19 protein-coding genes and 1 pseudogene are annotated in these 26,137 nt (G+C 66.2%); 14 read left to right on the top strand and 6 right to left on the bottom strand.

Annotated features, from left to right (window positions below; translation table 11 throughout):
* Positions 1–66: 66 nt before the first annotated feature.
* From ACRQ5J_RS16125 to ACRQ5J_RS16115, 3 genes are read left to right on the top strand one after another with little or no spacing between them, the layout of a single operon-like run.
* Positions 67–1,392, top strand: coding sequence for an ATP-binding protein (locus ACRQ5J_RS16125; RefSeq protein WP_432383668.1), 1,326 nt, complete (start codon positions 67–69; stop codon positions 1,390–1,392).
* The gene (locus ACRQ5J_RS16120; protein WP_432377979.1) at positions 1,389–1,928 is read left to right on the top strand and encodes a response regulator transcription factor; all 540 of its coding nucleotides are present in this window, start codon (positions 1,389–1,391) and stop codon (positions 1,926–1,928) included. Before ACRQ5J_RS16125 ends, ACRQ5J_RS16120 begins: the two co-directional genes overlap by 4 nt.
* Positions 1,925–2,506: a 2'-5' RNA ligase family protein gene (locus ACRQ5J_RS16115; RefSeq protein ID WP_432377978.1), complete on the top strand. Its 582-nt coding sequence runs from the start codon at positions 1,925–1,927 to the stop codon at positions 2,504–2,506. The genes ACRQ5J_RS16120 and ACRQ5J_RS16115 overlap by 4 nt, the downstream gene beginning before the upstream one ends.
* 9 nt (positions 2,507–2,515) lie before the next feature.
* Here ACRQ5J_RS16115 and ACRQ5J_RS16110 read toward each other — a convergent pair whose 3' ends face one another.
* Positions 2,516–7,540, bottom strand: coding sequence for a response regulator (locus tag ACRQ5J_RS16110; RefSeq protein ID WP_432377976.1), 5,025 nt, complete (start codon positions 7,538–7,540; stop codon positions 2,516–2,518).
* 126 nt (positions 7,541–7,666) lie between these two features.
* Here ACRQ5J_RS16110 and ACRQ5J_RS16105 point away from each other — a divergent pair, with 126 nt between their 5' ends.
* On the top strand, positions 7,667–8,617 hold the full coding sequence (locus ACRQ5J_RS16105; protein ID WP_432377974.1) for a 2-hydroxyacid dehydrogenase: 951 nt from the start codon (positions 7,667–7,669) through the stop codon (positions 8,615–8,617).
* An 86-nt stretch (positions 8,618–8,703) separates the two neighbouring features.
* The gene (yjjJ, locus tag ACRQ5J_RS16100) at positions 8,704–10,074 is read left to right on the top strand and encodes a type II toxin-antitoxin system HipA family toxin YjjJ (RefSeq protein ID WP_432377973.1); all 1,371 of its coding nucleotides are present in this window, start codon (positions 8,704–8,706) and stop codon (positions 10,072–10,074) included.
* Here the strand turns inward: yjjJ and ACRQ5J_RS16095 are convergent.
* The 4 genes and pseudogenes from ACRQ5J_RS16095 to ACRQ5J_RS16080 all read right to left on the bottom strand — a co-directional run bounded on the left by ACRQ5J_RS16095 (position 10,034) and on the right by ACRQ5J_RS16080 (position 12,975).
* On the bottom strand, positions 10,034–10,798 hold the full coding sequence (locus ACRQ5J_RS16095; RefSeq protein ID WP_432377971.1) for a GGDEF domain-containing protein: 765 nt from the start codon (positions 10,796–10,798) through the stop codon (positions 10,034–10,036). The two genes, yjjJ and ACRQ5J_RS16095, sit on opposite strands and share 41 nt — an antisense overlap.
* Positions 10,798–11,183: pseudogene (locus ACRQ5J_RS16090) on the bottom strand (DUF1987 domain-containing protein). The gene ACRQ5J_RS16095 and the pseudogene ACRQ5J_RS16090 overlap by 1 nt, the downstream one beginning before the upstream one ends.
* Positions 11,184–11,202: 19 nt before the next feature.
* A complete protein-coding gene (locus ACRQ5J_RS16085) occupies positions 11,203–11,760 on the bottom strand; it encodes a SiaB family protein kinase (RefSeq protein ID WP_432377969.1) in 558 nt (185 codons plus the stop codon).
* A 12-nt stretch (positions 11,761–11,772) separates the two neighbouring features.
* On the bottom strand, positions 11,773–12,975 hold the full coding sequence (locus ACRQ5J_RS16080; protein WP_432377968.1) for a SpoIIE family protein phosphatase: 1,203 nt from the start codon (positions 12,973–12,975) through the stop codon (positions 11,773–11,775).
* Between the two features lie 214 nt (positions 12,976–13,189).
* On the opposite strand from ACRQ5J_RS16080, the gene ACRQ5J_RS16075 reads away from it, so the two are divergent.
* Both ACRQ5J_RS16075 and ACRQ5J_RS16070 read left to right on the top strand, forming a co-directional pair.
* Complete coding sequence (locus ACRQ5J_RS16075) at positions 13,190–14,809, top strand: methyl-accepting chemotaxis protein (RefSeq protein WP_432377966.1); 1,620 nt, start codon at positions 13,190–13,192, stop codon at positions 14,807–14,809.
* Between the two features lie 37 nt (positions 14,810–14,846).
* Positions 14,847–15,389 carry a GNAT family N-acetyltransferase gene (locus ACRQ5J_RS16070; RefSeq protein WP_432377964.1) on the top strand — a complete coding sequence of 181 codons (543 nt, stop codon included), beginning with the start codon at positions 14,847–14,849 and terminating at the stop codon, positions 15,387–15,389.
* 55 nt (positions 15,390–15,444) lie between these two features.
* On the opposite strand, the gene ACRQ5J_RS16065 is transcribed toward ACRQ5J_RS16070, so the two are convergent.
* Positions 15,445–15,939, bottom strand: a complete 495-nt coding sequence (locus tag ACRQ5J_RS16065) for a GNAT family N-acetyltransferase (protein WP_432377963.1) — start codon at positions 15,937–15,939, stop codon at positions 15,445–15,447.
* A gap of 52 nt (positions 15,940–15,991) precedes the next feature.
* Between ACRQ5J_RS16065 and ACRQ5J_RS16060 the strand changes: the two genes are divergently transcribed.
* The 7 genes from ACRQ5J_RS16060 (at position 15,992) to ACRQ5J_RS16030 (ending at position 26,133) form a co-directional block, all read left to right on the top strand.
* The gene (locus tag ACRQ5J_RS16060; protein ID WP_432377961.1) at positions 15,992–18,967 is read left to right on the top strand and encodes a sensor histidine kinase; all 2,976 of its coding nucleotides are present in this window, start codon (positions 15,992–15,994) and stop codon (positions 18,965–18,967) included.
* Positions 18,957–19,724 carry a hypothetical protein gene (locus ACRQ5J_RS16055; protein WP_432377959.1) on the top strand — a complete coding sequence of 256 codons (768 nt, stop codon included), beginning with the start codon at positions 18,957–18,959 and terminating at the stop codon, positions 19,722–19,724. The genes ACRQ5J_RS16060 and ACRQ5J_RS16055 overlap by 11 nt, the downstream gene beginning before the upstream one ends.
* Positions 19,660–21,030 (top strand): serine hydrolase domain-containing protein, encoded by a 1,371-nt coding sequence (locus ACRQ5J_RS16050; protein ID WP_432377958.1) that lies wholly within the window; start codon positions 19,660–19,662, stop codon positions 21,028–21,030. The genes ACRQ5J_RS16055 and ACRQ5J_RS16050 overlap by 65 nt, the downstream gene beginning before the upstream one ends.
* Positions 21,031–21,109: 79 nt before the next feature.
* The gene (locus ACRQ5J_RS16045) at positions 21,110–22,570 is read left to right on the top strand and encodes an alkaline phosphatase (RefSeq protein ID WP_432377957.1); all 1,461 of its coding nucleotides are present in this window, start codon (positions 21,110–21,112) and stop codon (positions 22,568–22,570) included.
* 26 nt (positions 22,571–22,596) lie between these two features.
* Entirely contained in the window at positions 22,597–23,991 is a 1,395-nt protein-coding gene (locus tag ACRQ5J_RS16040) for an alkaline phosphatase (protein ID WP_432377956.1), read from the top strand.
* 47 nt (positions 23,992–24,038) lie between these two features.
* Positions 24,039–24,701: a hypothetical protein gene (locus ACRQ5J_RS16035; RefSeq protein WP_432377955.1), complete on the top strand. Its 663-nt coding sequence runs from the start codon at positions 24,039–24,041 to the stop codon at positions 24,699–24,701.
* Between the two features lie 85 nt (positions 24,702–24,786).
* Positions 24,787–26,133 (top strand): MATE family efflux transporter, encoded by a 1,347-nt coding sequence (locus tag ACRQ5J_RS16030; RefSeq protein WP_432377954.1) that lies wholly within the window; start codon positions 24,787–24,789, stop codon positions 26,131–26,133.
* Positions 26,134–26,137 lie beyond the last annotated feature (4 nt).

Raw genomic sequence — 26,137 nt, 5'->3', positions numbered from 1 at the left:
GGGGCGACGGTATGGGTCATCCGAGATGCGCGAAAACAAAAACATAGTCAGGAAGACGGCGGCCGCATGCGGCTGCCGGTCGTCGAACCGCTGGCGTCGGCAAACGCCTCCGCCAGCACCATCACCCACGCGGCAGGGCACAAGAACATGCAGCAGCTGATCCAGCTGCGCTGGATCGCCGTGGTCGGGCAAATCACCACCATCGCCACCGCCTCGATACTGCTGGGCGTGCAATTGCCGATGCCGGCCATGCTCAATATGCTGGCCTGCCTGATCGCCTTCAACGTCGCCAGCATTCTGCGCTGGCAGGAAAACCAGGAAGTCTCCAACAGCGAGCTGCTGCTGGCGCTCACGGTGGACATCGCCATCCTGACGGCCCAGCTGTACCTGACCGGCGGCGCCACCAACCCGTTTGTCTTCCTGTACCTGCTGCACGTGATCCTGGGCGCGGTGCTGCTCGAGCGCTGGTCGACCTGGACCATTGTGATCGTCACCGGCGCCTGCATCGCCGGGCTGGCGCTGTTTTCCGAGCCGCTGCCGCTGCCGCAGGACCACGCGCTGGGCATTTTCAGCCTGTATGTGCAGGGCATGCTGCTGTGCTTCATCCTGGACGCGGCGCTGCTGGTGTTCTTTATCACGCGCATCATGCAGAACATGCGCAGCAGCGCCGCCGCGCTGTCGGACCTGCGCCAGCGCGCGGCCGAGGAGGAGCATATCGTGCGCATGGGCCTGCTGGCCTCGGGCGCGGCGCACGAGTTGGGCACGCCGCTGGCGACGCTGGCCGTCATCCTCGGCGACTGGAAGCGCATGCGCGAGTTCAAGGGCAATCCGGTGCTGCTGGAGGAAATCGCCGAGATGCAGACGCAGCTGCAACGCTGCAAAACCATCGTCAGCGGCATTCTGATGTCGGCCGGCGAGGCGCGCGGCGAATCGTCGGCCGCCACCACCATCAACACCTTCCTGGAGGAGGTGGTGGCGGAATGGCATATCGGCCGCCAGATCGTCATGTTCGAGTTTGACAACCACATCGCGCTGGATTTGCCAGTGGTGTCCGATTCGACGCTCAAGCAAATGATCTGCAATGTGCTCGATAATGCGCTGGAGGCCTCGCCTTCGTGGCTGCGGCTGGAAGCGAGCATTGCCGGCGGCATGCTGGTGCTGGAAGTGACCGATAACGGGCCGGGCTTCGCACCGGCTATACTGGCGGAATTCGGCAAGCCCTATAATTCCAGCAAGGGCCGCGCGGGCGGCGGGCTGGGGCTGTTCCTGGTGGTGAATGTGGCGCGCACGCTCGGCGGCGAGGTCACGGCAACCAATATGGAAAAGGGCGGGGCAATGGTGCGCCTGACGCTGCCGCTGTCGGCCATCGAAATCAAAGCGGAACAACAATGACGACTGAAGAAAGAGTTTTGCTGCTGGTGGAGGACGACGCCGCCTTCGCCCGCACCCTCGGGCGCTCGTTCGAGCGCAGGGGCTACCGGGTGCTGTTGGCCGAGAATGTGGATGACGCCAGCGCCCTGCTGGTCGATAATGCGCCGGGCTACGCGGTGGTCGACCTGAAACTCAAGGGCAACTCGTCCGGGCTGGCGTGCGTGCAGATGCTGCACGAGCACGACCCGGACATGCTGATCGTGGTGCTGACCGGTTTTGCCAGCATCAACACGGCGGTGGAGGCGATCAAGCTGGGCGCCTGCCAGTACCTGGCCAAGCCGTCCAACACCGACGATATCGAAGCCGCGTTCGAGCATGTGGCCGGCGCGGCCGAGCTGGAGCTGACCTCGCGCGCCACCTCGGTCAAGACGCTGGAGTGGGAGCACATCCACACGGTGCTGGCCGAAACCGACTTCAATATCTCCGAAGCGGCGCGCCGGCTCGGCATGCACCGCCGCACGCTGGCGCGCAAGCTAGAGAAGCAGCGCGTCAAATGAGCCAGGCCTCGCTGTTCGACTTTGCGCCGCCGCCGAAGCTGACGGAGCGCATCTTCTTTGCCATCGCGCCGGACGCCGGGGCGATGGCCGCCATCCACGCGCTGAGCGCCGCGCTGAAGGCGCAGCACGGCATGCACGGCAGGCCGATCGCCGGCGCCAAGCTGCATTGCACCTTGTGCAACCTGGGCGACTTTGCCGCCATGCCGGACGCCTTGCTGGCGCGCGCCGCGCAGGCCGCCGCGCTGGTGGCGGCCGGCACGCAACCGTTCACCGCCAGTTTCGACACGGCGCAAACCTTCATCAGCCGCGCCCGCAACCGCCCGTTGGTGCTGACCGGCGGCAACGGCGTCGGCGGCGTCATCGCCCTGTACCGCGAGCTGGCCGGCGCGCTGCTGCAGGCCGGCATCCGCGGCAACCCGGCCGGTTACACGCCGCACGTGACGCTGCTGTATGACGACGTGACCGCCGCCCCTGCCGCGGTGGCGCCGGTCGAATGGCCGGTGCGGGAGCTGCTGCTACTGCACAGCCACATCGGCCAGGCGCGCCCGTATAACGTGCTCGGCCGCTGGCGCTTCTGAGGCCCGCGCCTACTTGCTGGGCGCGCTCTCGGCGCGCGCTGCTTCCATGACAATGCCGAACTCTTGCGCGAAGCTGCGCAGCAGCCCCGCCAGCGCCTGCGGCTCGGCGCGCAGGCGCTCTTCCAGCGCGGCGGCGGCTTCACACAGCGCGCTTGCCGACATATTGCCCGCTGCGCCGCGGATTTTATGCACCAGGTCTGCCGCGCGCGCCAGCTCGCCGGTGTGGATGGCGTCCTGTATCTGTTGCAGCGATGGGTCGAAGTCGTGCGCGAACAGGCCCAGCAGCTTGGACAGCAGCGCGTCGTGGCCGCCCAGGCGCGCCATGGCGGCCTGCATGTCGATGCCGGCGCGCGGCGCCGGCGCCGGCTGGTCCGCGCTGGCGCCGCGGGAGGCGGCCGCTTGCGCTTCCAGCGCGTCGGCCGCGGCGCCGCGCGCCGGGTCGGCTTGCACCCAGGTCGCCAGCACGGCGTACAGCGTGTCCGGGTCGATCGGCTTGGTGACGTAGTCGTTCATGCCCTTGTCGAGGCAGCGCTCGCGGTAGCCGGTCACGGCGTGCGCGGTCATGGCGATGATCGGCAGCCCGGCGTGGCGCTGGTCCTTGCGGATCAGCGCGGTGGCCTGGTAGCCGTCCAGGTCCGGCATCTGGATATCCATCAGCACCGCGTCGTAGGCGCGCGCCTCGACCATGCGCTGCGCCTCGGCGCCGCTGGAGGCGATATCGGCGCGCACGCCGGCCCGCTGCAGGATTTCGCTGGCCACCTGCTGGTTGATGGCGTTGTCGTCGACCACCAGCACCAGCGCGCCGCGGATACGCTGGGTCGCCACCGACTGCGGCGCGCTGGCGACGCTGACCGGCGCCGCCGTTTCCAGTCCCCATGCCGACAGGATCACGCTGCGCAGCTGCTGCGGATTGGCCGGCTTGTCGATGAACGGCATGTGGCGCGTCTGCTCGATGACATCCTGGTTGTGTTCGCGCGTGTAGGCGGTCACCATCAGCACCGCCGGCACGGCCGCCAGTTCGGCGTCCTCGGCCATCCGGCGCAGCGTGTCGATGCCGTCCAGGTCCGGCATGGCGGCGTCGATCAGCAGCAGGTCATAGCTGTCGAGCTGCATCGCCGCCACCGCCGCCGCGCCCGACGGCACGGCGCGCACCTTCAGGCCCAGCATGCCGAGCTGGACGCGCAGCGTGTGGCGCGTGGCCTCGCTGTCGTCCACCACCAGGATGCGCTTGCCCTGCGCGGCGGCTGGCACCGGCTGCACGCGCTGCGCCTGCTCGGGCGCCGCATGCAGCTGTACCGTGAAGCTGAAGCTGCTGCCGACGCCCGGTTCGCTGTCGACGCGGAACTCGCCGCCCATCTTGCGTACCAGCTGCTGCGAGATGGCCAGGCCGAGGCCGGTGCCGCCGTACAGCCGGGTGGTGCTGGCGTCGGCCTGGGCGAAGGCCTGGAACAGCCGGGCCTGCTGTTCCTCGCTGATGCCCAGGCCGGTGTCTTCGACCGTGAAGCGCAGCAGCAGCGGACCGCCCGGCGTCACCGGTGGGCTGGCCGCGTCCACCTCCACCCGCAGCTCGATGTGGCCGCGCGCGGTGAACTTGAGCGCATTGCCGACCAGGTTGACCAGGATCTGCCCCAGCCGCAGCGGATCGCCCAGCAGGTTGCACGGCACGTCCGGGGCGGCGCCGATCACCAGTTCCAGCTCGCGCTCGGCGGCGCGCCAGGCGAACAGGTCGGCGATCTGGTTCAGCGTGTCGAGCAGGTCGAACGGCAGCGCCTCCAGCTCCAGCTTGCCGGACTCGATCTTGGAAAAGTCCAGCACATCGTTGATGATTTGCAGCAGGCTCTGGCCGGCGCGGCTGATCTTGCGGAAGTAGTCCATCGGCTGCGGCGCCAGGTCCAGGTGGGTGCCCAGTCCGGCGAAGCCGAGGATGGCGTTCATCGGCGTGCGGATCTCGTGGCTGATATTGGCCAGGAATTCGCTCTTGGCGCGGGTGGCGGCCTCGGCGTTGATGCGCGCCTGCTCGATCATGCGGATCGCGCGCGCCTTCAGGAAGGCGGTGGAGAACGGCTCCTTGAGCGCCTTCAGCAGATACAGGTCGTCGGCATCGAAGCGGGCCTGGTACTGGTAGTTTTCAAACACCAAGTAGCCCTCGACCTGGCCGTCGAGCACCACCCGCACCGACAGCAGCGCACGCACTTCGCCCGGCAGCGGGTGCGGGTAGTAGACCTCGAAAATATCCGGCGCGATCATGCAGTTGGCCGGCGCGTAGCGCAGCTCGGCGTTGCGCAGGTCGATGCGGTAGCTGTCGCCGGCGGCGTCGATGCGGCCCCAGGTCGCGCGCAGGCTGAACGTGTCGCTGCCTTGCTCGCGCACCAGCGCTAGCGCCGAGTCGATGCCCTTGATGATGGTCGATTCGTGCAGGATGGTGTGCAGCAGCGCGTCGAAGTCCATCTGTTCGTTGATCGACTTGACGATGGCGTGCAGTTTTTCCAGGTGCTGCGTGCGCGCGTAGACCACCGCCTGCAACGCTTCCTGCTTGCGGTGCAGGCGCAGCATGCGCCAGCGTATCAGCGCCCACGCCAGCGCGCAGGTGATGGCAAAGTAGATCAGCCACGCCCACCAGGTCTGGTGCCAGGCCGGCAGCGCCACCACGCGCAGCGTCAGCTCCTCCGCGTTCCACATGCCGTCGCGGTTGCTGCCGCGCATGCGCAGCACATAGCTGCCGGGCGGCAGCCGGGTGTAGCTGGCGATGCGGCGGCTGGCGTCGACCTCGATCCAGCGCTGGTCGACGCCGTCCAGCAGGTAGGCGTAGCGGTTGCGCTGCGGCGCCGAATAATCGAGCGCCGCCAGTTCCACCTCCAGGCTCTGGCTGGACGGCTGCAGCACCAGTGTCGGCCCGTCCTTGCTTGCCATCGCGGCCGGCCGCACCGCGCGCTGGTCGACGCGCACCTCGCTGATGACCAGTTGCGGCTGGTAGGTCCAGTCGGTCAGCAGGCCCGGATACAGCACCGCCATGCCGGAGGTGGCGCCGAACACCAGGTCGCGCTCGGCCGTGACGGTGCTGGCGCCGATGAAGAAGGTGCGGAACGGCAGGCCGTCGCCGCGGCTGAGCGAGCGCGCGCGCAGCGTCACCGTGTCGATCACGGCAATGCTGTCCGAGGTGGCGGCCCAGACCCGGCCCAGCGCGTCCGATTGCAGCGCCATGATGGTGCCGGCGGTGAGGCCGGCGGCCGTGCCGACGCGCTCGAACACCGGTTCGCCCAGCGCGTCGCGCCCGGTCATGACGCAGATGCCGCCGCCATAGGTGCCGACCCACAGCCGTCCGCCGCGGTCCACCACCAGCGAGCTGATGACCGCCTCCGACAGCGCGTCCGGCTGGCCCGGCCTGGCGCGGATTTGCTCGATCTTGCCGCTGTCCGGATTAAGCCGGTTGAGGCCGTCGCGCGTGGCGACCCACAGCGCGCCGTCGGCATCGGCCACCACGGCGTGGATGCGGTTGTCGCTGAGGCTGCCGCTTTCCTGCGGTCCCTGCACGTAGGCCGTGACCGCGTTGCTGGCCGGGTTGTAGCGCAGCAGCCCCTCGAAGGTGCCCAGCCACAGCTCGCCCTTGTGGACGAGAATGGTGCCGATGCGCGGATACGGATTGCCCTGCGGTAGCGCGATGCGCTTGACGGCGCTGCCGTTGCCGCTGGTGCGGTACAGGCCGAGCTGGGTGCCGATCCAGGCTTCGCCGGGAGCCGCCTCGGCCAGCGCCAGGATCACGCGGTTGGGCAGCGCGGTTTCCGGGCGACGCGCGTCGGGCCGCAGCGCCATGCGCCGCGCGCCGTTGGGCGCGACGATGTCGACGCCCTGGTCGGCCAGGCCGATCCAGACGTTGCCGCGGCTGTCGGTCATCAGCGCCGAGACGCCGGCTTCCAGCGCGCCGACGGCGCCGAACACGGCGTCGATGGCCTTGCTGAGCGGGTCGTGGATATCGACGCCGCGCTCGGTGGCGAGCCAGATCATGCCGCTGCGGTCGCGCAGCAGGGCGGCGGTGCGGTCGTTGCTGAGACTGAAGGACACGGCAGGCTGGTGGAGGATGCGGGTGGCGCGATTGGGTTCGCTGCGGTATTCGATCACGCCGCCGCCGTAGGTGCTGGCCCACCAGACGCCGGGCACGGTTTCGATCACGGCCAGCACCATGTGGGCGTCGGCCTCCTTGACGCCCTTGAGCACGGCAATGCGGCCGCTGTCAGCGCCCGGCTCGACGATGCCGAGGCCGCTTTTGAGCGTGCCGAAAGCGATCTGGCCACGGCTGTTTTCTGCCAGCGCCAGCACGGCGTCGCTCCAGCCGGGGCCGTTCTCGGCGCGGATCGGCACGCCGACGATGGCGCCGCCCGCGTTCATGCGCGACAGGCCGGTACTGGAACCGATCCACAGCGTGCCGTTGCGGTCCAGCAGCAGCGAGCGGATCTGGTTGTCCGGCAGGCCGGGCGTGTCTTCGTGGCTGTAGCGGCGGATGCTGCGGTTGACCGTGTCGTAGTATTTCAGGCCGTTGGCCGTGCCGATCCACAGGTTGCCCTTGCTGTCGCTGGCGATGGCGCTGACCAGGCCGCGCGTCAGCTCGTCCAGCGGCCGCACAAAGCTTTCACTCTGCTTGTCGTACAGGGCGAGGCCGGCGGCGGCGGTGCCGATCCACAGGCGGCCGGCGACATCGACATGCAGCACCTGCACGAAGTCGCCGGGCACGCTGGACGGATCGCCGGCGTCGTGATGGAAGCTGCGCACGCGGTAGCCGTCCCAGCGCGCCAGGCCGCTTTGCGTGCCGATCCAGATATAGCCGTCGCCGTCCTGCGCCAGCGCCATGCCGACAGGATGCGGCAGGCCTTGCTCCAGCCCGAGGTGCTCGAACAGTGGCGTTGACAGTTGATCCCAGCGCTCCGGACCGGCGTGGACGGCGCCGCAGGCCAGCAGCCAGGCCGTCGTCGCCAGCACGGCCGCACCCAGCCGTTGCCGCACGGCTGCCAGGAAGGATAGGGTGGGGGCGAGAGCTTTCAAATCAGGACGCGCTCCTGAGGTTGACCGTTCAAGCATACGGAAATGCTGACCGAAAGTCTACGACGCGCAACAGGAAATCGTTGGTGCTTGTACAATCGCCACATGCCAACCAACGTAGGTATTGATATGAAACCTGTAGTATTAGTGATGGCGGCCAGTCCCTCGGCCGATGTGATGGCGCAGCTGGAACAGCATTTCGATTGCCGCCATTGGTGGCAGCAGCCGCGCGAGCAGCAGGCGGCGTGGCTGGCCGGCGTGGCGCCCGAGGTGCGCGGCGTACTGACCACCGGCATAATCGGCATGAAGGCCGGCCTGCTGGCGCAACTGCCCAAGGTGGAAATTGTCGCCGTCAACGGCATCGGCACCGACGCGGTGGACCTGGATGCGACGCGTGCGCGCGGCGTCCAGGTGACCAACACGCCCGGCGTGCTGACCGACGACGTGGCCGACCTGGCGTTGACGCTGCTGCTGTCGGCCGCGCGCCGGCTGCCGGCGCTGGACGCCTATGTGCGCGCCGGCAGCTGGGAAGCCGGCAAACCGATTGCCAGCACGCGCGCGCTGCGCGGCAAGGTGTGCGGCATTTATGGCTACGGCCGCATCGGCCAGGCGATCGGCGCGCGCGCAGAGGCGTTCGGCATGCAGGTGCACTACTTCCAGCCACGCGCGATCGACGGCGTGCCCGCGCCGCGCGCCGAGTCGCTGCTGGCGCTGGCGCGGGCCAGCGATTACCTGGTGGTGGCGGCGCCGGGCAGTCCGGCCACGCACCACACGGTCAACGCCGAGGTGCTGGAAGCGCTGGGTCCGCAAGGCACGCTGGTCAATATCGCCCGTGGTTCGCTGGTGGACGAGGAGGCGCTGATCGCCGCGCTGGGCGCAGGCACGCTGGGCTTCGCCGCGCTGGACGTGTTTGCCGATGAGCCGCGCGTACCGGCCGCGTTACGCGCGCTGGACAACGTGGTGCTGACGCCGCACGTCGGCAGCCTGACGGTGGAGACGCGCCACGCCATGGGCCAGCTGGTGGTGGACAACCTGCGTGCGCATTTCGACGGCAAAGCATTGCTCACACCCGTTAGGTAATCGTTTCATTTCTCTGCGCAAAATGGGCATAAGTCGTTGAATATGCTATATTTACGCCATTAGAATCGTTTCATAAAACGTTTCATATGACCGATATATTGCATCTACTCCGGCTGGCCCGCGTGATGTCCGGCGCCGACCTGCTGCTACGGCTGCAAAAAAGCCGCCCGACGCTCAGCCGCGCCACCATGATGCGCATGGTGCGCGCGCTGGGCGATCAGGTGGTGGTGCGCGGCGCCGCCCGCCGTACCAGCTACGCCGCCCGCCGTCCGCTGCGCGGCAGCAGCGCACCGCTGCCCGTGTATCGCATCGACCGCGAGGGACGCGGCGTGCAGATCGCCACCATGGACCCGATCTACCCGGCCGGCTGCGCGCTGCGCTACGAGCAGCCGCTGGAATGGCCGCTGGCGCCCGAGATGCAGGACGGCTGGTTCCCCGGCCTGCCGTATCCGCTGGACGACATGCGGCCGCAGGGCTTCCTCGGGCGTAACTTCGCCCGCAACTACGCCAGCCTGCTGCAAGTCGGGCCCGATCCGCAAAAATGGCCGGAGGACGATGTCCTCTACGTATTGTCCAACCTCGGCGCCGACAGCGCCGGCAACTACATCGTCGGCGAGGCCGCGTACCGCCGCCACCTGGACACCATGCAGCAGGGCCATGTGGCGGTGGCGCCGGCGAAGTATCCGCAGCTGGCGGCGGCTGCCATGCAGGCCGGCGACGCCGGTTCCTCGGCCGGCGGCGAGTTTCCCAAATTTACCGCCTTCCGCGACCAGGCGGGCCAGCGCGCCCACGTCATCGTCAAATTCTCCGGCAATGACGGCACGCCGGGCGTGCAGCGCTGGGCCGACCTGCTGGTGTGCGAGCATCTGGCGCTGCAAGCCATCGGCGCCGGCCTGGGGCTGGCGGCCGCGCGCAGCCGCATCGTGCGCGCCGATCACCGCACTTTTCTGGAGGTGGAGCGCTTCGACCGGCACGGCGAGTTCGGCCGCTCGGCGGTGTGCAGCTGGGCGGCGCTGGACGCTGCCCTGTTCGGCATGGCCGGCGAAAACTGGAGCCGGGCGGCGGCGCGCCTGTGGGCCGGGCGCTACATCGGCGCCGATACCCACGCGGCCATCAACCGGTTGTGGCATTTCGGCCGGCTGATCGCCAACACCGATATGCACGAGGGCAACCTGGCCTTCGTTCCCGGCGCGGTGGGCGAGGCGCCGCTGGCGCTGGCGCCGGCCTACGACATGCTGCCGATGCTGTACGCGCCGGCGCGCGGCGTCGAATTGCCGCAGCGCGCGTTCGCGCCGGCGCTGCCCTTGCCGGCGGAGCGGGAGGACTGGCTGGCGGCGGTCGATGCGGCCATCGCGTTCTGGCATGCCGCCGCCGGCGACGCCCGCATCAGCGCGGCGTTCCGCGCCGTCTGCACGGCTAATGGCAGGGAGTTGACGCGTCTGAAGGCGCTGGCGTGACCGGCAACGGCAGCTGCGAGTGGACCTTGACGCAGTTGCGGCCGGCGCGCTTGGCCGCGTACAGCGCTTCGTCGGCGCGGCTGTAGGCCAGCTCGAAGCTGGTGCCGCGCGCGTTCCAGCTGACGCCGACGCTGGCCGTCACCTGGCGGTCGATCGGCGCGCCGAACACCTGGTCGGCGATGGCGTCGCAAATATGCATGGCCACCTCGCGCGCCTCGTCGGCGTCCGAGGTCGGCCAGATTACCGAGAATTCCTCGCCGCCGACGCGGCCGACGGCGACATCGGGGCCGAGCAGCTTGCGCAGGCAGCTCACCACGGTCTTGATGACGGTGTCGCCGGCCGGGTGGCCGAAGTCGTCGTTGATCCACTTGAAGTGGTCGATATCGAGCACGATCAGCGCCATGTCGGCGCCGTCCAGGCAGGCGGTGGCCTTGTCGATGACGGCCGCGCGGTTCAAGGCGCCGCTCAGCGGATCGTGGGTGGCGCGGTATTCCAGCTGCTGCGCCAATTCCTGCAACTGGCGGTTCATCTGGTTCATGTCGAATTCCGCGCGGTCGCTGCGGCGGATCAGGCGGCGGCTTTCGCGCATCAGGCGTTCGTAGTGAACGATCATTTCGGCCAGGGCCGCGCGGGCGTCCGCGTGCGGATCGGCGTGGGCCGCCCTGGCGTTGGCCAGAGCGGCGCTTTCCAGCGCAAACAGGTCGGCGTCGGCCTTGGGCGTCATCAGTTGCTCACTGCGTGGTCGTGGAAATCGAGCGCGCCGAAATCGTCCTGCAATTCCTGGCCGAATTCAAGGATGGTGTCGTCGTCCTCGTCGTGATACCAGTTCAGTCGCACCTGGCTGCCGGCCATGGCGGCGTTGTTGAGCGCCTCGAAAAGGTGAACAGCATCTTGGTGCTGGAGCTGTTGAAGTAGGCCAGCGACACGTGCACGGTGATTTCGGCGCCCTTGCTGTCGTCCAGGTAGGCCTGCACGCGCGCGATGATCGGGCCGTAGAAGGCGGCGGCGTTCTCCGGATAGGATTCGCCCTTGATCGACAGCGTGTGCTGGTCGAAGCGAAAGTCGATTTCCGGCGAGGTGGGCGAGGCGGCGATAAAAAGTGGTTCCATTATAGTTCTCGGTATTGGTTCAGATAATCGCTTTGATGCAGAAGATCGTCGAGCCCGGATTGTGCTCGTCCGGCACGAACTCGAATTCCAGCGGCTCGCTGGCGTCGCGCGCCATGGTCAGGAAACCGAGGCCGGCGCCCTTGCTGTCGGCCGGCGTCTCGTCGCGCAGCGCCTTCTTGTAGGCCAGCTTGATCTCTTCCATGGTCATGGTGTGCAGCGGATCGAGGCGGCTGCGGATGCGCTCCACGTTCAGGCTGTCGACCGGATTGGCGCACAGCAGGAAGAAACTCTCGCCCTTCATGCCGATGCAGAACGAGCCGCGGCGCATCTGCTTGTCGGTGGCGTTGTCGGGCGTCAGCGTGTCGGACGAGTAGTGCATGATGTTCTGCGACATCTCGACAAACGAGGAAAAGATGCGCCGCCGCGTGGGGCCGCCGGCGCCGGCCGTGTCCAGCCGCGCCTTGATGGTTTCCGAAATGGCTGCCACCACGGGCTGGGAAAAATAGCCGACGTAGAAAAAGATGATGTGGCGCTTGCGGGCCACTTCATAAAAATCGTTGAATTCTTGGTACAACAAGTCGTGTTCCTCTTAGGGACGTAAGCAGAAAAAGGTCAGGTCGTCGCGGCGCGGCTGCTCGCCTTGCCACGCCTGGTAATCATCCAGCATCGCCTGCGCCACGTGACGCGCGCATTCGGTGCGTCGGGCCAGCAGCACGTCGCGCATGCGGCGCTTGCCGTAGGCGATGTCCTTGGCGCCGCCGATCTGGTCGATCAGGCCGTCGGTGCTTAAAAACAGCAGGCTGCCTTCGGGGATGTGAAGGTTCTTGTTGGTCCACGCATAGTCCATCGGCGTGTCGACATAGCCGATGCCCATGCGCTCGCCGTCAACCGTTTGCACCGCCTGCTGGTCCGGGTCGAGCTGGAACAGCGCCTGCTTGGCGCCGGCGAAGCGCAGCTGGCGCGTGGCGTTGTCGAACCACAGGAAGGCGGCGTCGAGGCCGTCGTTGGACTCGGCCTGGCCGTGGCCTTCGACCTGGCCCAGCATGCCCTTGACGCCGCGGTTGACTTCGGCGATCAGCGCGGCCGGGTCGCGCGGCCCCATTTGCTGCAAGGCCTGCGCCAGCGTCGACGAGGAAATCAAGGTCATGAAGGCGCCCGGCACGCCGTGGCCGGTGCAGTCGGCGATGGCGGCGAACCAGCCGTCGTCATAGCGGGCGAAGTGATAGAAGTCGCCGCCGACCACGTCGCGCGGCTGCCATTCGAGGTGGGCGTCGTCGAGCGTGTCGACCAGCGCCAGGTTGGACGGGCGCAGCAGCGAGCGCTGGATCACGCTGGCATAGTCGATGCTGTGCATGATCTGGCGATTCTTTTCCGCCTGCATATTGGCCACCACGTTCATCAGTTGCAGGCCGAAGCCGACGCCGGCCAGCGTGCCGTCGCGCGTGACGATAAAGCCGTCGGCCAGCGCCTTCTCGCCCGACTCCACGGCGCGGAAGGTCAGCGCCTCGATGGTCATGTTGGCGTCGACGATCAGCGGCTCCTTGTCCATGAAGGCGATGCAGCTCTTCTTGCCGTACAGCTCATGATAGAAGGGCTTGGACATCTGCGACATGAAGATGTTGCGGCTGATCAGACCGATCGGGCGGCCCATCTCGATCACGGGCAGGCTCATTAAATCGCGGCGCTCGGTGAACAGTTCCAGCACGGCGAAGTTGGTGGTGTCGGACAGCACCGAGACGGTTTCTACGCACAGGTCGGCGGCAATCGACAGACGAAAACGGGGCAGATGCAAACGAGAGGCATTGAACTCCACGGCCGGGAACCTTTATCAACACGGAGTCCTCCATACTACGCAGAAATTGTTACATCCTGATTACATTATTGTTTTAGAGGAAATATTGGATTATTTTACCCATGTATTTCCATGGGGTAATATCCGTGTCATATTTGCTGTGTACATTGGAGAGAATTCGCGCGCAGGGCGCATTTTTTCTCATGGAACGGCTATGAAATTCCCTCAGCTAAATACCGGTATGCGCGTGGTCGCATCGTTTGCAGCGTTGTTACTGGCGATGGCTTGCATGTCCGCCGTATCGCTGTGGCGGCTGCAAACGGCGAACGACACGGCGTCCAACCTGGTCAACGAAAAGCTGTCGCGGCAGCAGCTGACGTCCGAGCTGCTGGGCGTGACTGAACTCAACGGATTGCGGGCGATTTCGATCGGCCGCAGCGACAGCCTGGAGGTGTCGGATATCTTCCAGGCCCAGCTGGCCGCCGGCGACAAGCTCGCGGCCGGGATGGAGCGCAAGCTGGCGGCGTTGCCGGCGTCCGGCGAGGAAGCTGAACTGCTGCGCGCGGTGGCGGCCAGGAAGGCGGCGTTCATGGCGCTGCGCGGCGAGCTGTTCAAGTACAAGGATACCGGCCGCATCCAGGAGTCCGGCGATCTGCTCGATAACAAGTGGCAGGGCGTGTTCTCGGCATACTCGGGGGCGCTGGCGAAGCTGCTGGCATATCAGACGCAGCAGGCCAGGGCGCTGGCCGCCGAGTCGGACAGCCAGTATGCCGGCAGCCGCGCGCTGCTGCTCGGCCTCGGCGTGGCGACGCTGGCGCTCGGTGCGCTGCTGGCGTGGATGCTGACACGCAGCATCGTCCATCCGCTGACGCAGGCGGTGGCGCTGGCTGAACAGGTGGCCGGCGGCGAGTTGCGCGCGGTGATCTCGCATGGCCGCAGCGACGAGATCGGCAAACTGTTCGATGCCCTCAGCCACATGACCGCGCGGCTGGCCGATACCGTCGGCCGCGTGCGCGATGGCGCGGTGGCCATCGATTCGGCTTCGCGCGAGATTGCCAACGGCAATATGGATCTGTCGCGCCGCACCGAACACCAGGCAGGCGCGCTGGAGGAAACGGCGTCGGCGATGGAGGAGCTGACCTCGGCGGTCAAGCAGAACAGCGGCAATGCCCGCGAAGCCAATCAGCTGGCGCTGTCGGCGTCCGCGGTGGCGGGCAAGGGTGGTGCGGTGGTGTCGGAAGTGGTGCGCACCATGGCCAGCATCAACGACTATGCGCACAAGATCGTCGATATCACCAGCGTGATCGACGGCATCGCGTTTCAGACCAATATCCTGGCGCTGAATGCGGCGGTCGAGGCGGCGCGCGCCGGCGAACAGGGGCGCGGCTTTGCGGTGGTCGCCGGCGAGGTGCGCAATCTGGCGCATCGCTCGGCCGAGGCGGCCAAGGAGATCAAGAAGCTGATCAACGATTCGGCCGAACGCATGGCCAGTGGCGCCGAGCTGGCCGAGACGGCCGGTGCGACGATGACGGAGATTGTCGAAAGCGTGGGCAAGGTAACGGCGATTATCGGCGCGATCAGTGCCGCCAGCAGCGAGCAGGAGCATGGTATCCAGCAGGTCAACACGGCGATAGGCGACATGGACGACGTCACCCAGCAGAACGCCGCGCTGGTGGAGGAAGCCGCCGCTGCGGCCGCCGCCATGCAGGCGCAGGCGCGCGAACTGGCGCAGCTGGTCGGCTCGTTCAAGCTGGACTCGGCGCACATCCAGCCGCTGCCGGCGCGCGCCTGCTTGCCGTCGCCATCGGACGCCGGCTTCCGCTACGCCGCCTGATTTGCTGCCGCGCGCGGCAATCCGTTACACTCGCGGCATGACTTCATCGCTCCCAGACCAATTGCGCACGCCGCGCCTGACGCTGCGCGCGCCACGTCCCGGCGACGCGCCACATCTGTTCGCCGCCTACACGCAGGATAGCGTGGTCGCCCGTTACATGACGTGGCGGCCGCAAACCCTGCTGTCGCAGACGGCGGCTTTTATCGACTACTGCATACAGGGCTGGTCGGCAGGCCGCAGCCGCCCTTATCTGCTGGTGCCGCACGATAATGACGACGTTCCGGTCGGCATGCTGGACGCGCGTCTGCAGGCGCACACAATCGACATCGGCTATGTTCTCCAGCGCAGCCGCTGGGGCGAAGGCCTGATGCCCGAAGCGATCATCGCCTTCAGCGACATGGCGCTGGCGCTGCCGGAATACTTCCGCGTGCAGGCTACATGCGACACGGAAAACCAGGCCTCGGCCCGCACACTGGAAAAATCCGGCTTCCTGCGCGAGGGGCGCCTGGAGCGTCATACCGTCCTGCCCAACCTCAGCCCCGAGCCGCGCGCCTCCTATATGTATGCCCGCTGCCGATAGCCGGCCGCATCGGCTGGCGCCGGCCATTGCTTGCCGCGTTTGCCGCAACAGGGCTTCAGCGTAAAACGTGACGCAGAAGCTTGTTATCGTCCGCCAGATAGCCGAGTTTCCGGAACAGACCTTGCGCCCGCTTGTTGGCGGGCGCGACGTCGGCCAGCAGCTCCGTCAATTGCAGCGTGTGCGCTGCGTGTTGCGTCAGCAAGTTGATGGCCTCGGCCATGTAGCCCTTGCCCCACGCCGCCTGTTTCAACAAGCAACCAATCTCGGCCCGCGCGCCATCGAAGGCATGCAGCCCGCACGTGCCGATCAACTCATCCGTGCCGCGCAAGACGATGGCCCATTCCAGCGATTCGCCGCTGTTCCGCAGCCTGCGTACGCTGGCCAGCATCACGCTGACGGTGGCCAGATCGGGGAATGGCGGCTCGTCGGTATAGTGCATGACGCGCGGATCGCCATAGATCTCCAGCAGGGCGGCGGCGTCATCGTCCATCATCTCCCTCAGCAGCAGCTGGCGGCTCTTTAATTGCGGTAATTCAACTGGTTGATGCATTTATAGTGTTGCCTATCTGGTAAGATGTTGATTTTAACCCGCTCCGCGTTCCATGCCCCGCAAACTCCTTCGCCTGTTCGCGCACTGCCTGTTCTTCATGATGACTTGCGCCGGGGCCGCTGCCGAGGCGCCAAGGATTTCGCTGCACCACACCCGCTGGCTGCCCAGCGATGGCGCGCCGTCGTATGTGACATCGCTGGCGCAGTCGGCCGACGGCTGGCTGTGGGTTGCGTCCTCCATTGGTCTGTATCGATTTGACGGCGTGCGGTTTGAAGCGTTCCCGGGCGCCGGCGGCGAGCAACTGCTGTACACCGACATCAGCAGCGTCCGCGCATTGGGAGACGATGTGTGGGTAGGATACCGCTACGGCGGCGCCACGCTGGTCCGCCAGGGCCGCATTGTCAAACACTATCCGGCGCACAAGGATGCGCTGAACGGCACCACCTGGGATTTCGCCAGGGACGCCAAAGGTCAGCTGTGGGCCGCCACCGCGCGCGGACTGTACGCCCTGAAGGACGACACCTTCCGGCCCGTGCCGGTGGACCTCGGCAGCCAACTGGCGGTAATTCAGATGCTGGTCGACCAGCGCGGCGGCTTCTGGCTGCGCAGCCCGGACAGCATCTACCACAGCGCAAGCGGCGCCGCGCCATTCAGGCTGGTGGCAGATAAGCTGGGCTGGGGCGGCCTGCTGCTGCAACCGGACGGCAGCGTGGCGGCCAATGACCACGGCGTCGGCGGAGTGCGCCTGTTGCAGCCGCCTCGGGGCGGCGCGGCCCCCAAGGACTGGCGCCCATCGCCCGGCCCGACCGGCCAGATGGCCGTCGATCATGCCGGGCGGCTGTGGAACCTGCGGCCGGACGGCGTTGAGATGCTCAATCCCGCGGCGGCATCGCAGCGGCTCAGTTTCCAGCAGGGGCTGAGCGGCGAAACCGGCACGGCGATCCTGGTCGACAGGGAGGGCAACATCTGGGTCGGCACCAATGGCGGGCTGGACCGCTTCCGCGAGAACAAGCTGGCCGCCTATCCGGCCATGCCGTCGCAAGGCCAGGCGCTGCCGCTGGCGGTCGGCAAGAATGGCGAGGTGTGGAGCGACAAGCAGGTGTTCGACAGCCCGGACGCGCCGCCTGTCATTTACGACAAGACGGCGCCCACGCCGACCAACTTCACCGTGGCGGACTTCGTCGACGCACAAGGCCGCTACTGGACGCATAGCTTTGATGCGCTGAGCCGCATCGAAAGGACCGCGCAGGGCTTTACGCGCACCGTTATCGCGCCGCCTGCCGACTTGCCGAAAGGCGGCGCCATCCCCGGGCCGGGCCTGGGCGCCGATGCGGACGGCGGCATCTGGGCGATCTTCCGCGCCAATCTGTATCGCTACAAGGACGGCGAGTGGAGCCGCGACGGCGGCCGCAAGGACTTGCCGAAGACGGGCTATACCAGCATCTGTAGTGCACCGAACGGCGTGCTGTGGTTTGGCACCCGCAAGAATCTGATCTTTTCGCTGCGCGGCGACCAGTTGCTGACCTACGATGAGAAGGATGGCGTCCAGCTTGGCGCGATCAGCCAGTTTTATGCGGACGGGCCAACGCTCTGGGTAGGCGGCAACAATGGCGTGATGTTCGGCGATGGCCGGCGCTTTTATAAAGTGCAGGGCATCGGTGGCCAGCAGTTTCTTGGCACCACCGGCATTGCGCGCTCGGCCGACGGTGATTTATGGCTGAATAGCGGCGCCGGCGTCTTCCGAATTTCGTCGCAACAGCAAAAAGAGCTGCTGAAAAATCCCGCTTACAAGGTCAGCTTTGAAGTGCTGAACCACCAGGACGGCTTGCGGGGCGTGGCGGCGCAGTCGGGCGGGCCAAGCTCGATGGTTTTCGCGCGCGGCAGGATATGGCTGTCCACCACGTCCGGCGTGTTCTGGATCGACCCGGCTCGCACGGTACTGAACAAGGCCAAACCAACCGTGGTCATCAACGGGTTGACGGCCAACGATGTGACGTACGCGGCGGAACCCGGGATAACGCTGCCGGCGGGCACCACCCGTGTACGCCTCGACTACACGGCACTGAGTTTGACCATGCCGGAACGCATGCGTTTCCGCTATCGGCTGCATGGCGTGGACGAGTACGCGCAGGAAGCGGTCAACCAGCGCTCGGCCTTTTATACCGAACTGGGCGCCGGCACCTACCGCTTCGAGGTGCAGGCGTCGAATAATGACGGCGTGTGGAACGACACCGCTGCTGTTCTGACATTCTCGATCAAGCCGACCATCGTGCAGACGTGGTGGTTCAAGGGCGCCTTGCTGCTCATCGTGCTGCTGTTCATCTGGGGCGTCCATCGCCTGCGCCTGTATCACGTGGCGAAACAGGTACGCATGAAGTTCGAGGAGCGGCTCGATGAGCGCGAACGCATCGCACGCGAGTTGCACGACAGTTTGTTGCAGTCGGTTCAGGCCATGATGCTCATCATCGGCAACGCGGCGCGCCGCCTCACGTCGCCGCAGGAAAAGGCCGACATCGAAAGCGCGCTGGAGCGCGCCGAGCTGGCGATACAGGAGGGCCGCGACCATGTGCAGGGGTTGCGCCAGGCCGACAGCGCCGGCGAATTGTTCGACCGGCTGAGTGCCTTCGGCGCGCAGCTGGCCCAGCATGGCCCGTGTGGGTTTACCCCGGTGCTGCATGGCGAGCGGCGGCGCCTGCACCCGGTCGTCGGGGAAGAAATCCGCGCCATCGGCAAGGAGGCGCTGGCGAATGCATTCCAGCATGCGCAAGCGACGCACATACAGGTCGAGGTCCGCTACGGTGCGCGCGAGTTCCAGCTGACCGTAAGCGACAACGGCCACGGCATTCCAGCCGCTGTCCTGGCCGAAGGCGGGCGGGAAGGGCACTGGGGCCTGACAGGCATGCGCGAGCGCGCCCGTAAAATCGATGCCACGCTGGAATGCCAGTCGGCTGCCGGGAATGGAACACGCTGGCAACTGACCCTGCCAGCACGGCTGGCGTACCCGAACGCGAGTGCGCATGCTCAATAGCCTGCTCGCAGCCTACCTGCTATTGGTTTTGCCGGCGCAGAATATGTGGCGCAGCCTGCGCCCGAAGGCGGATGGTCCGCCACGCGCCCTCATGCGCCGCTATTGGACGATGATCTGGAAAACGGTGGTGATGCTGGCGCTGCTGGCCGCCGGCTCATGGCAGGCTGGTTACGGTGCGCGCGACCTGGGGTTCGACCTTCCCCTGTCGAACGCGGGCGCGTGGGGCATGGGCTTTGCTGTCGCGCTGTTTGCCATTTTGCTGGCTGCGAACCGCATCATGGAGCGCCGGTCTGCGCCGGAGAAGCGTGTTGAGGCCGAGCGCAAGCTGCTGGCATCGTCGTTCCCCTGGCCGCGTACCGGCCCCGAGGCGCTTGCGTTCATCGTCAGCATCTCGCTCATGACGGCCGGCTGGGAGATTGTTTTACAGGGGCTTCATTCTGCTGTGGCTTGCGCCGCATACCGGCCTGGCGGCGGCCATCGCGTTCTCCGCCATCGCCTATGGCCTGGCGCATGGCTACGATGGGCCGAAGCGGCTGATCGGCTCGATCATTTCAGCATTCATTTTTACGGCCGCGTATGCGTTGACCAACAGCCTGTGGTGGCTGATCGTCATCCATGCCGGCTTGCCACTCATGGCGGTGCCACTGGCTTTGCGCGCGTCGCGTCATATTCATTCTCCATAAGGATACTTTATGCGTCTTTTACCACTATTGGCTATTACCGCTGTACTGTCCTCGGCGCACGCGCATGCCGATGAACTGGACGATAAGATCGCGCGGGAAATGGCGCGGCGCCACGTGCCCGGCGTGAGCGTGCTGGTCATCCGCGATGGCAAGGTAATCAAGGAAAAAGGCTATGGCTACGCCAATGTCGAGCACAATGTGCCGGTCGACGAGAAGACCGTTTTCCAGTCTGGCTCGGTAGGCAAGACCTTCACCGCCGCGCTGGTGATGCTGCTGGCCGAAGACGGCAAGCTGAGTCTGGATGACCCGATCTCGCGCCATCTGGCCAACACGCCGCCGGAGTGGGCCGGCATCACCATCCGCCACCTGTTGACGCACACATCCGGCCTGGGTGACCCGTACACGGTGCTGGATTTCCGCAAGGATTACGAGGACGAAGAACTGATCGCGCTGGAAGCCCGGATTCCGGTGCTGTTCGCGCCCGGCGAGCGTTTCTCGTACAGCAATATGGGCTATCACTTGCTCGGCTTTATCTGCAACAAGGCTGGCGGCAAATTTTACGCGGACCAGTTGCAAGAACGCATCTTCGCGCCGCTCGGCATGGGAACCCGGATCATCAGCGAGGCGGACATCGTGCCGCACCGCGCCGCCGGCTATGAATGGAAGGACGGCGCGCTGCGCAACCAGAGCTGGGTGGCGCCCAAACTGAACACCACCGCCGACGGCAGCCTGTATCTGACCGCGCGCGACCTGGCCAAGTGGGATCGGGCACTGTATGGCGACGCCATCCTCAACGCACGCATCCGCGCGGCCAGCTGGACGCCGCCCAAACTCGCCAACGGCCGCGCTTCCGGCTACGGCTATGGCTGGGAGATCGACGAGCGCAATGGCCATCGCCTGCTGTCGCACGGCGGCTCATGGCAGGGCTTCAAGTCGCAGATCAGCCGCTATGTCGACGACAAGTTCACCGTGATCGTACTGGCCAACTCGGCCAGCGCCAGGCCGGGCAAGTTTGCCGACATGGTCGCCGGCCACTTCATGCCGGCGCTGGCGGTCGCGCCGGCCAAGGCGATCCCCGACACCAGTCCGGCAGTCGCCGCCAGGCTGCGCACCGCGATTGCCAGCCTGATCGCCAACAAGCAGCCGGCCGGCCTGACGCCGGCCGTCGCCAAGGTCTTCGAACCGGCCACGGTGGCAAGATTCAGCACCGGACTCAAGGAGCTGGGCGAACTGAAATCGTCCGAACTGCTGTCGCACAAGGATGAGGCGGGTGCGTCCAGTTATCGCTACCGCTTCATTTTCGCCGGGGACGTCCTGATCGTCACCTGCCAGATTAATCAGGAAGGGCAGATCTCGGCGCTGCGCATGTTCCCCGAGTAGGCGGCAGGTTGTTGTCGTCATAGACTTGTAACAATGGCTTGTTATCTTGCAAATCTTTATAACAAGCTGGATTGATGACATGAACCGTAAGTCTCTTTTGATCGCTGCATTGAGCGCCGCTTTCCTGGCCGCCTGCAGCAGCAGCGATAACAACAGCGGCACCGCCACGCCGACCACGCCGCCGGTGGCGGCTGCGCCGAAGAACGTGATCTTCTTCCTCGGCGACGGCATGGGCCTGACCACCATGACCGCCGCCCGCATCTATTCGGTGGGCGAGGACGGCGAGCTGACCATGGACACGCTGCCGGAAACGGCTTTCGTCAAGACCTTCTCCAACGACGCCCAGGTCACCGACAGCGCGCCTTCGATGGCCGCCTACATGACCGGCGTGAAAATGAATAACGAAGTCATTTCGATGTCGCAGAACACCACCGCCATCGACCCGATCACCGACGCGGCCGGCAACAAGCTGGGCAACAACTGCGGCGCCAGCAACGGCACCGCCGCCACCACGCTGCTGGAACTGGCCAAGACCGCCGGCCTCGGCACGGGCGTGGTCAGCACCGCGCGCATCACCCATGCCACGCCGGCCGCCACCTACGCCCACATCTGCCACCGCGATCTGGAAAACGATATCGCCGCAGCGCTGGTGCCAGGCGGCGCTGGCTACAACAGCGCGCTGGGCGCCAGCGGCATCGACGTCATCATGGGCGGCGGCAGCCAGTTCTTCAAGCCGGTGAAGGACGGCGGCAAGCGGGCCGACGGCCGCGACCTGATCGCCGAACTGAAGGCCAAGAACTACGCCTACGCCAGCAACACCACCGAGTTCAACGCCATTGACGGCAGCAAATCCGACAAGCTGCTGGCGCTGTTCACCTCCAGCCACATGAGCTACGACCTGGACCGCGATGCGACCAAGGAGCCAAGCCTGGCCGAGATGACGACCAAGGCCATGGACGTGCTGGCCCGCAACGGCAAGGGCTATTTCCTGATGGTCGAGGGCGGCCGCATCGACCACGCGCTGCACGAAACCACCGCCAAGAAAGCCTTGCAGGACACCGTGGCCTTCGACAACGCCATCAAGGCCGCCATCGCCAAGGCCAAGCTGACCGACCCGACGCTGGCCAACACGCTGATCGTCGTTACCGCCGACCACGATCACACGCTGGTGCTGAACGGTTACGCCAAGCGCACCGGCAAAACCACCAGCGCCAACGCCGGCGTGCTGGGCGTGGTGAAGAACTACGTCACCGGCGCGGTCGACAAGGACCTGGACGGCGCGCCATACCCGATCATCGGCTTCGGCAACGGCGAGAACCGCGTGCAGGGCAGCCGCGCCAGCCAGGCGTCGCTGGACGAGAGCGTCACCAGCGCCAACACCTATCACCAGGAGGCGGTGATCCGCATGGGCGCCGGCGGCGAAACCCATGGCGGCACGGACGTTTTCCTGGGCGCCATCGGCAAGGGATCGGAAAGCTTCACCGGCACCATCGACAACACCAAGGTGTTCTCGCTGGTGAAAACCGCCGCCGGCCTGTGAGTCAAATTTAAAGAACGGAACCACATATGAAACGCACTCTCGTAGCCGCCGCGCTGGCGCTGTCCTTCACCCAGGCCGCGCATGCCGCCGGCGAAGCCAAGAACATCATCTTCTTCCTCGGCGACGGCATGGGGCCGTCGACCATCACCGCCTCGCGCATCTATAAATACGGCGAAGCCGGCAGCCTGACCATGGACACGCTGGAGCGCACCGCCCGCATCAAGACCTATTCGCACGATGCGCAAACCACCGACAGCGCACCGTCGATGGCCGCCTACATGACCGGCGTGAAGATGAATAACGAAGTCATCTCGATGTCGCCGGAAACCGTGGCCACCAATCCGGGCAAGGACGCCAACGGCAACCTCGGCGTGAATAACTGCGCCGCCGGCAACGGCGCCAGCGCCACCACCATCCTGGAACTGGCCAAGGCCAAGGGCAAGGCGGTCGGCACCATCACCACCACCGAGCTGACCCACGCGACCCCGGCCACGGCTTGGTCGCACATCTGCAACCGCAACGCGCAGTACCACATCGCCGCGCAACTGGTGCCGGGCGGCGCCGGCTTCAACACCGCGCTGGGCGATGGCGTGGACGTGCTGATGGGCGGCGGCCGCAACCACTTCACGCCTTACGGCGCCGGCAACACGGCCGGCCGCGCCGACGGCCGCAACCTGCTGACCGAGCTGGCCGCCAGGGGTTACACCGTGGCCGCCACCAAGGCCGAGATGAACGCGGCCAGCGCCGGCAAGAAATTCATCGGCCTGTACAGCAGCAAGAGCCACCTGGAATACGAACTGGACCGCACAGCCACGCCGCCGGCCGGAGAGGGCGCCAGCCAGCCTAGCCTGGCCGAGATGACCGTCAAAGCCATGGATCTGCTGGCGGCCAACAGCAATGGCTACTTCCTGGTGGTCGAAGGCGGCCGCATCGATCACGCGCTGCACGCCACCAACGCCAAGCGCGCGCTGACCGATACCATCGCTTTCGACGACGCCATCAAGGCCGCGCTGGACAAGGCCAGGCTGACCGACCCGACGCTGGCCAACACGCTGATCGTCGTCACCGCCGACCACGACCACACGCTGGCGTTCAACGGCTACGGCAAGAAGGGCAATCCCATCCTCGACATCAACCGCGGCTACCGCGACAACCAGCCGGCCAAGGACGCCGACGGCAACACCTACACCACGCTGGTCTTCGGCAACGGCCCGAACCGTCCGAACACCCGCGTGAGCCTGGACAGCAACACGGTGCTGGCCGATAACTACCTGCAGGAAACCGGTGTGCGCCTGGCCAGCGAAACCCACGGCGGCGGCGACGTCAAGCTGTTCGCCACCGGCGCCGGCGCCAAGAGCTTCAAGGGCACGCTGGACAACACCAAGGTGTTCAGCCTGCTGAAATCGGCCTTCGGCCTGTAATGACCGGGGAGCAGGCCGGGCCTGCTCCCTTTTTCTTGAAGAGTCGCATGAAAAAACTGTTATTGTTGGCGGCCACGTTGAGCGTGGCCTTTGTCGCTTCCGCCTCCGACCTGGACTTGAAGGTGACGTATTACAGCAAAGTAATCACGCCGGAAGGCGTTACCCGCGAAGCGCGCTATGAGGAACAGATGCTGCGCCGCGCCGCCCATGTCTGGACCATGCGCGTGCTGCCGGCCCACGCCGGGGCGCACGACGAACACAAGCAGGGTGCGCACAGGCACTTTAACCACGTGGTGCTGGCGCGCCATGTGGTGCAGGAGGGCGGCAAGACGCGCATCGAATTTATCGACGCGCATGACAGGGAAGTGGTGGCCATCCCGCCGGCCGAATACGGCAACGTCAATTTCGATGGTTCCTGGGACCACGCCTACTATCTGCTGGACAGCAAGCGCCTGAAGGCGATGCCGCTGTCGTCGCGCGCTTCGACGGTGGCGGGCGCGCGCTGGCGTGAGCGCGAAGAGAAAGGCCTGTTCGAGCGCGTGCTGTGGGACGAGCAGCGCCAGGTGCCGCTGATTATCGAGAGCGGCGACAAGGCCGCCACCTTTTTCAACCGCGTCGACATCGCCATCCAGCCTGGCGTGACGCGCGATCTGCCGTGGCAAAAACTCAAGGGCTACGCGCAGAAGGAGTATTCTGACTTTCTGGATTGAAACTTGATATAAACTATGCCTTAGTTGGCAATAATTTATATTTTCTTTCATGTCCTCTTCCAGAACGCCAGTCCAGACGCCGCCCATGTTCAACCTCGCCTGGCCGTTGCTGGTCGAACTGGGGCTGGCGATTGCGTCCAGCGTGATCGGCACGGCGCTGGCCGCGCGCATTTCGGACGAGGCCGGCGGCGCGTTTGCCATCGCCAGCCAGGTGTCGGCGGCCTTGTTCATCCTGTTCCGGATTATCGGCGCCGGCGTCAGCGTGGTGGTCACGCAGAATATGGGCGGCGGCCAGCGCGAAGCGGCCAACAAGGTCGCGCGCGCGGTGGTCGGCGCCAGCAGCTGGCTGGGCGCCGTCACCGCGTTGATCGCCATGCTGGGCGCCAACGGCCTGCTGCATCTTTTGAACACGCCGGCCGAAGTATTCCCGCTGGCGGCGCCATTCCTCATCGCGCTCGGTCCCGCCATGCTGTTCGACGCCTGGAACGCTTCCATGGCGGGCGTGATGCGCGCGCACTTGCGCACCCGCGATACGCTGGTGGTGCTGGTCATCATGCACGTTACGCATCTGGCGCTGTCGCTGCCGCTGATGTACGGCTGGGGGCCGGCGCCGGCGCTCGGCCTGCCCGGTTTCGCGCTGGCGCTGGCGCTCAGCCGCATGCTCGGCCTGGCGCTGCATTTGTTGATGTGGCGCGTCCATCTGGGCATTACGCTGGCGCGCGCCGACTGGTGGCGGCTGCCGCGCCGCGAACTGGCGGCGGTGCTGCATATCGGCTTGCCGGGAGCGGCGGAAAATATCGCCTGGCGCCTGGCCTTCATGGTCAGCGTGGCGACGGCGGCGGACCTGGGCGCCAGGGCGCTGGCCACGCAGGCTTACGTGTTGCAGCTGATGGGCGGCGTGATGATGTTCAGTATCGCCACCGGGCTGGCGGTGGAAATCGTCGTCGGTTACCTGATCGGCGCCGGCCGGCTGCGCGAGGCTTCTCGCGTCGTGAAACGGGCGTTGGCGCGCGGGCTGGTGGTGTCCCTGCTGATCGCCGCCGGCGCCGCGCTGCTGGGCAAGTGGCTGCTCGGCTGGTTCACGCAGGATGCCGGAATCCTGGCCGCCGGCGCCACGCTGCTATGGATTACCGTGGTGCTGGAGCCGGGGCGCACCTTCAACCTGGTGGTGATCAACGCCTTGCGCGCCGCCGGCGACGCGCGCTTCCCGGTGATGGCGGGCGCCTTGTCGATGCTGTTCGTGCTGGCCGGCGGCAGCTGGTTGCTGGGCGTGGTCCTCGGCTGGGGCCTGCCCGGCGTATGGATCGCTTACGCCGCCGACGAATGGATACGCGGCTTGATCATGTGGCGCCGCTGGCAAACCCACGCCTGGGTGCCGCATGCGCGCAGCTCGCGCAAGCGCCTGCGCGATCCGCTGGTGATCGAGGGCTAGCGCT

The sequence above is a fragment of the Duganella sp. P38 genome (genome assembly GCF_050859475.1).
Taxonomy (GTDB): Bacteria; Pseudomonadota; Gammaproteobacteria; order Burkholderiales; family Burkholderiaceae_D; genus Rugamonas.
This window is presented reverse-complemented; position numbering and strand designations above follow the sequence as displayed.

Coding starts and splice junctions, on each gene's coding strand:
- ACRQ5J_RS16125 (WP_432383668.1), top strand. CDS start 67: ATGCGGCTGCCGGTCGTCGAACCGCTGGCGTCGGCAAACGCCTCCGCC.
- ACRQ5J_RS16120 (WP_432377979.1), top strand. CDS start 1,389: ATGACGACTGAAGAAAGAGTTTTGCTGCTGGTGGAGGACGACGCCGCC.
- ACRQ5J_RS16115 (WP_432377978.1), top strand. CDS start 1,925: ATGAGCCAGGCCTCGCTGTTCGACTTTGCGCCGCCGCCGAAGCTGACG.
- ACRQ5J_RS16105 (WP_432377974.1), top strand. CDS start 7,667: ATGAAACCTGTAGTATTAGTGATGGCGGCCAGTCCCTCGGCCGATGTG.
- yjjJ (WP_432377973.1), top strand. CDS start 8,704: ATGACCGATATATTGCATCTACTCCGGCTGGCCCGCGTGATGTCCGGC.
- ACRQ5J_RS16095 (WP_432377971.1), bottom strand. CDS start 10,798: ATGACGCCCAAGGCCGACGCCGACCTGTTTGCGCTGGAAAGCGCCGCT.
- ACRQ5J_RS16075 (WP_432377966.1), top strand. CDS start 13,190: ATGAAATTCCCTCAGCTAAATACCGGTATGCGCGTGGTCGCATCGTTT.
- ACRQ5J_RS16070 (WP_432377964.1), top strand. CDS start 14,847: ATGACTTCATCGCTCCCAGACCAATTGCGCACGCCGCGCCTGACGCTG.
- ACRQ5J_RS16065 (WP_432377963.1), bottom strand. CDS start 15,939: ATGCATCAACCAGTTGAATTACCGCAATTAAAGAGCCGCCAGCTGCTG.
- ACRQ5J_RS16060 (WP_432377961.1), top strand. CDS start 15,992: ATGCCCCGCAAACTCCTTCGCCTGTTCGCGCACTGCCTGTTCTTCATG.
- ACRQ5J_RS16055 (WP_432377959.1), top strand. CDS start 18,957: ATGCTCAATAGCCTGCTCGCAGCCTACCTGCTATTGGTTTTGCCGGCG.
- ACRQ5J_RS16050 (WP_432377958.1), top strand. CDS start 19,660: ATGCGTCTTTTACCACTATTGGCTATTACCGCTGTACTGTCCTCGGCG.
- ACRQ5J_RS16045 (WP_432377957.1), top strand. CDS start 21,110: ATGAACCGTAAGTCTCTTTTGATCGCTGCATTGAGCGCCGCTTTCCTG.
- ACRQ5J_RS16040 (WP_432377956.1), top strand. CDS start 22,597: ATGAAACGCACTCTCGTAGCCGCCGCGCTGGCGCTGTCCTTCACCCAG.
- ACRQ5J_RS16035 (WP_432377955.1), top strand. CDS start 24,039: ATGAAAAAACTGTTATTGTTGGCGGCCACGTTGAGCGTGGCCTTTGTC.
- ACRQ5J_RS16030 (WP_432377954.1), top strand. CDS start 24,787: ATGTTCAACCTCGCCTGGCCGTTGCTGGTCGAACTGGGGCTGGCGATT.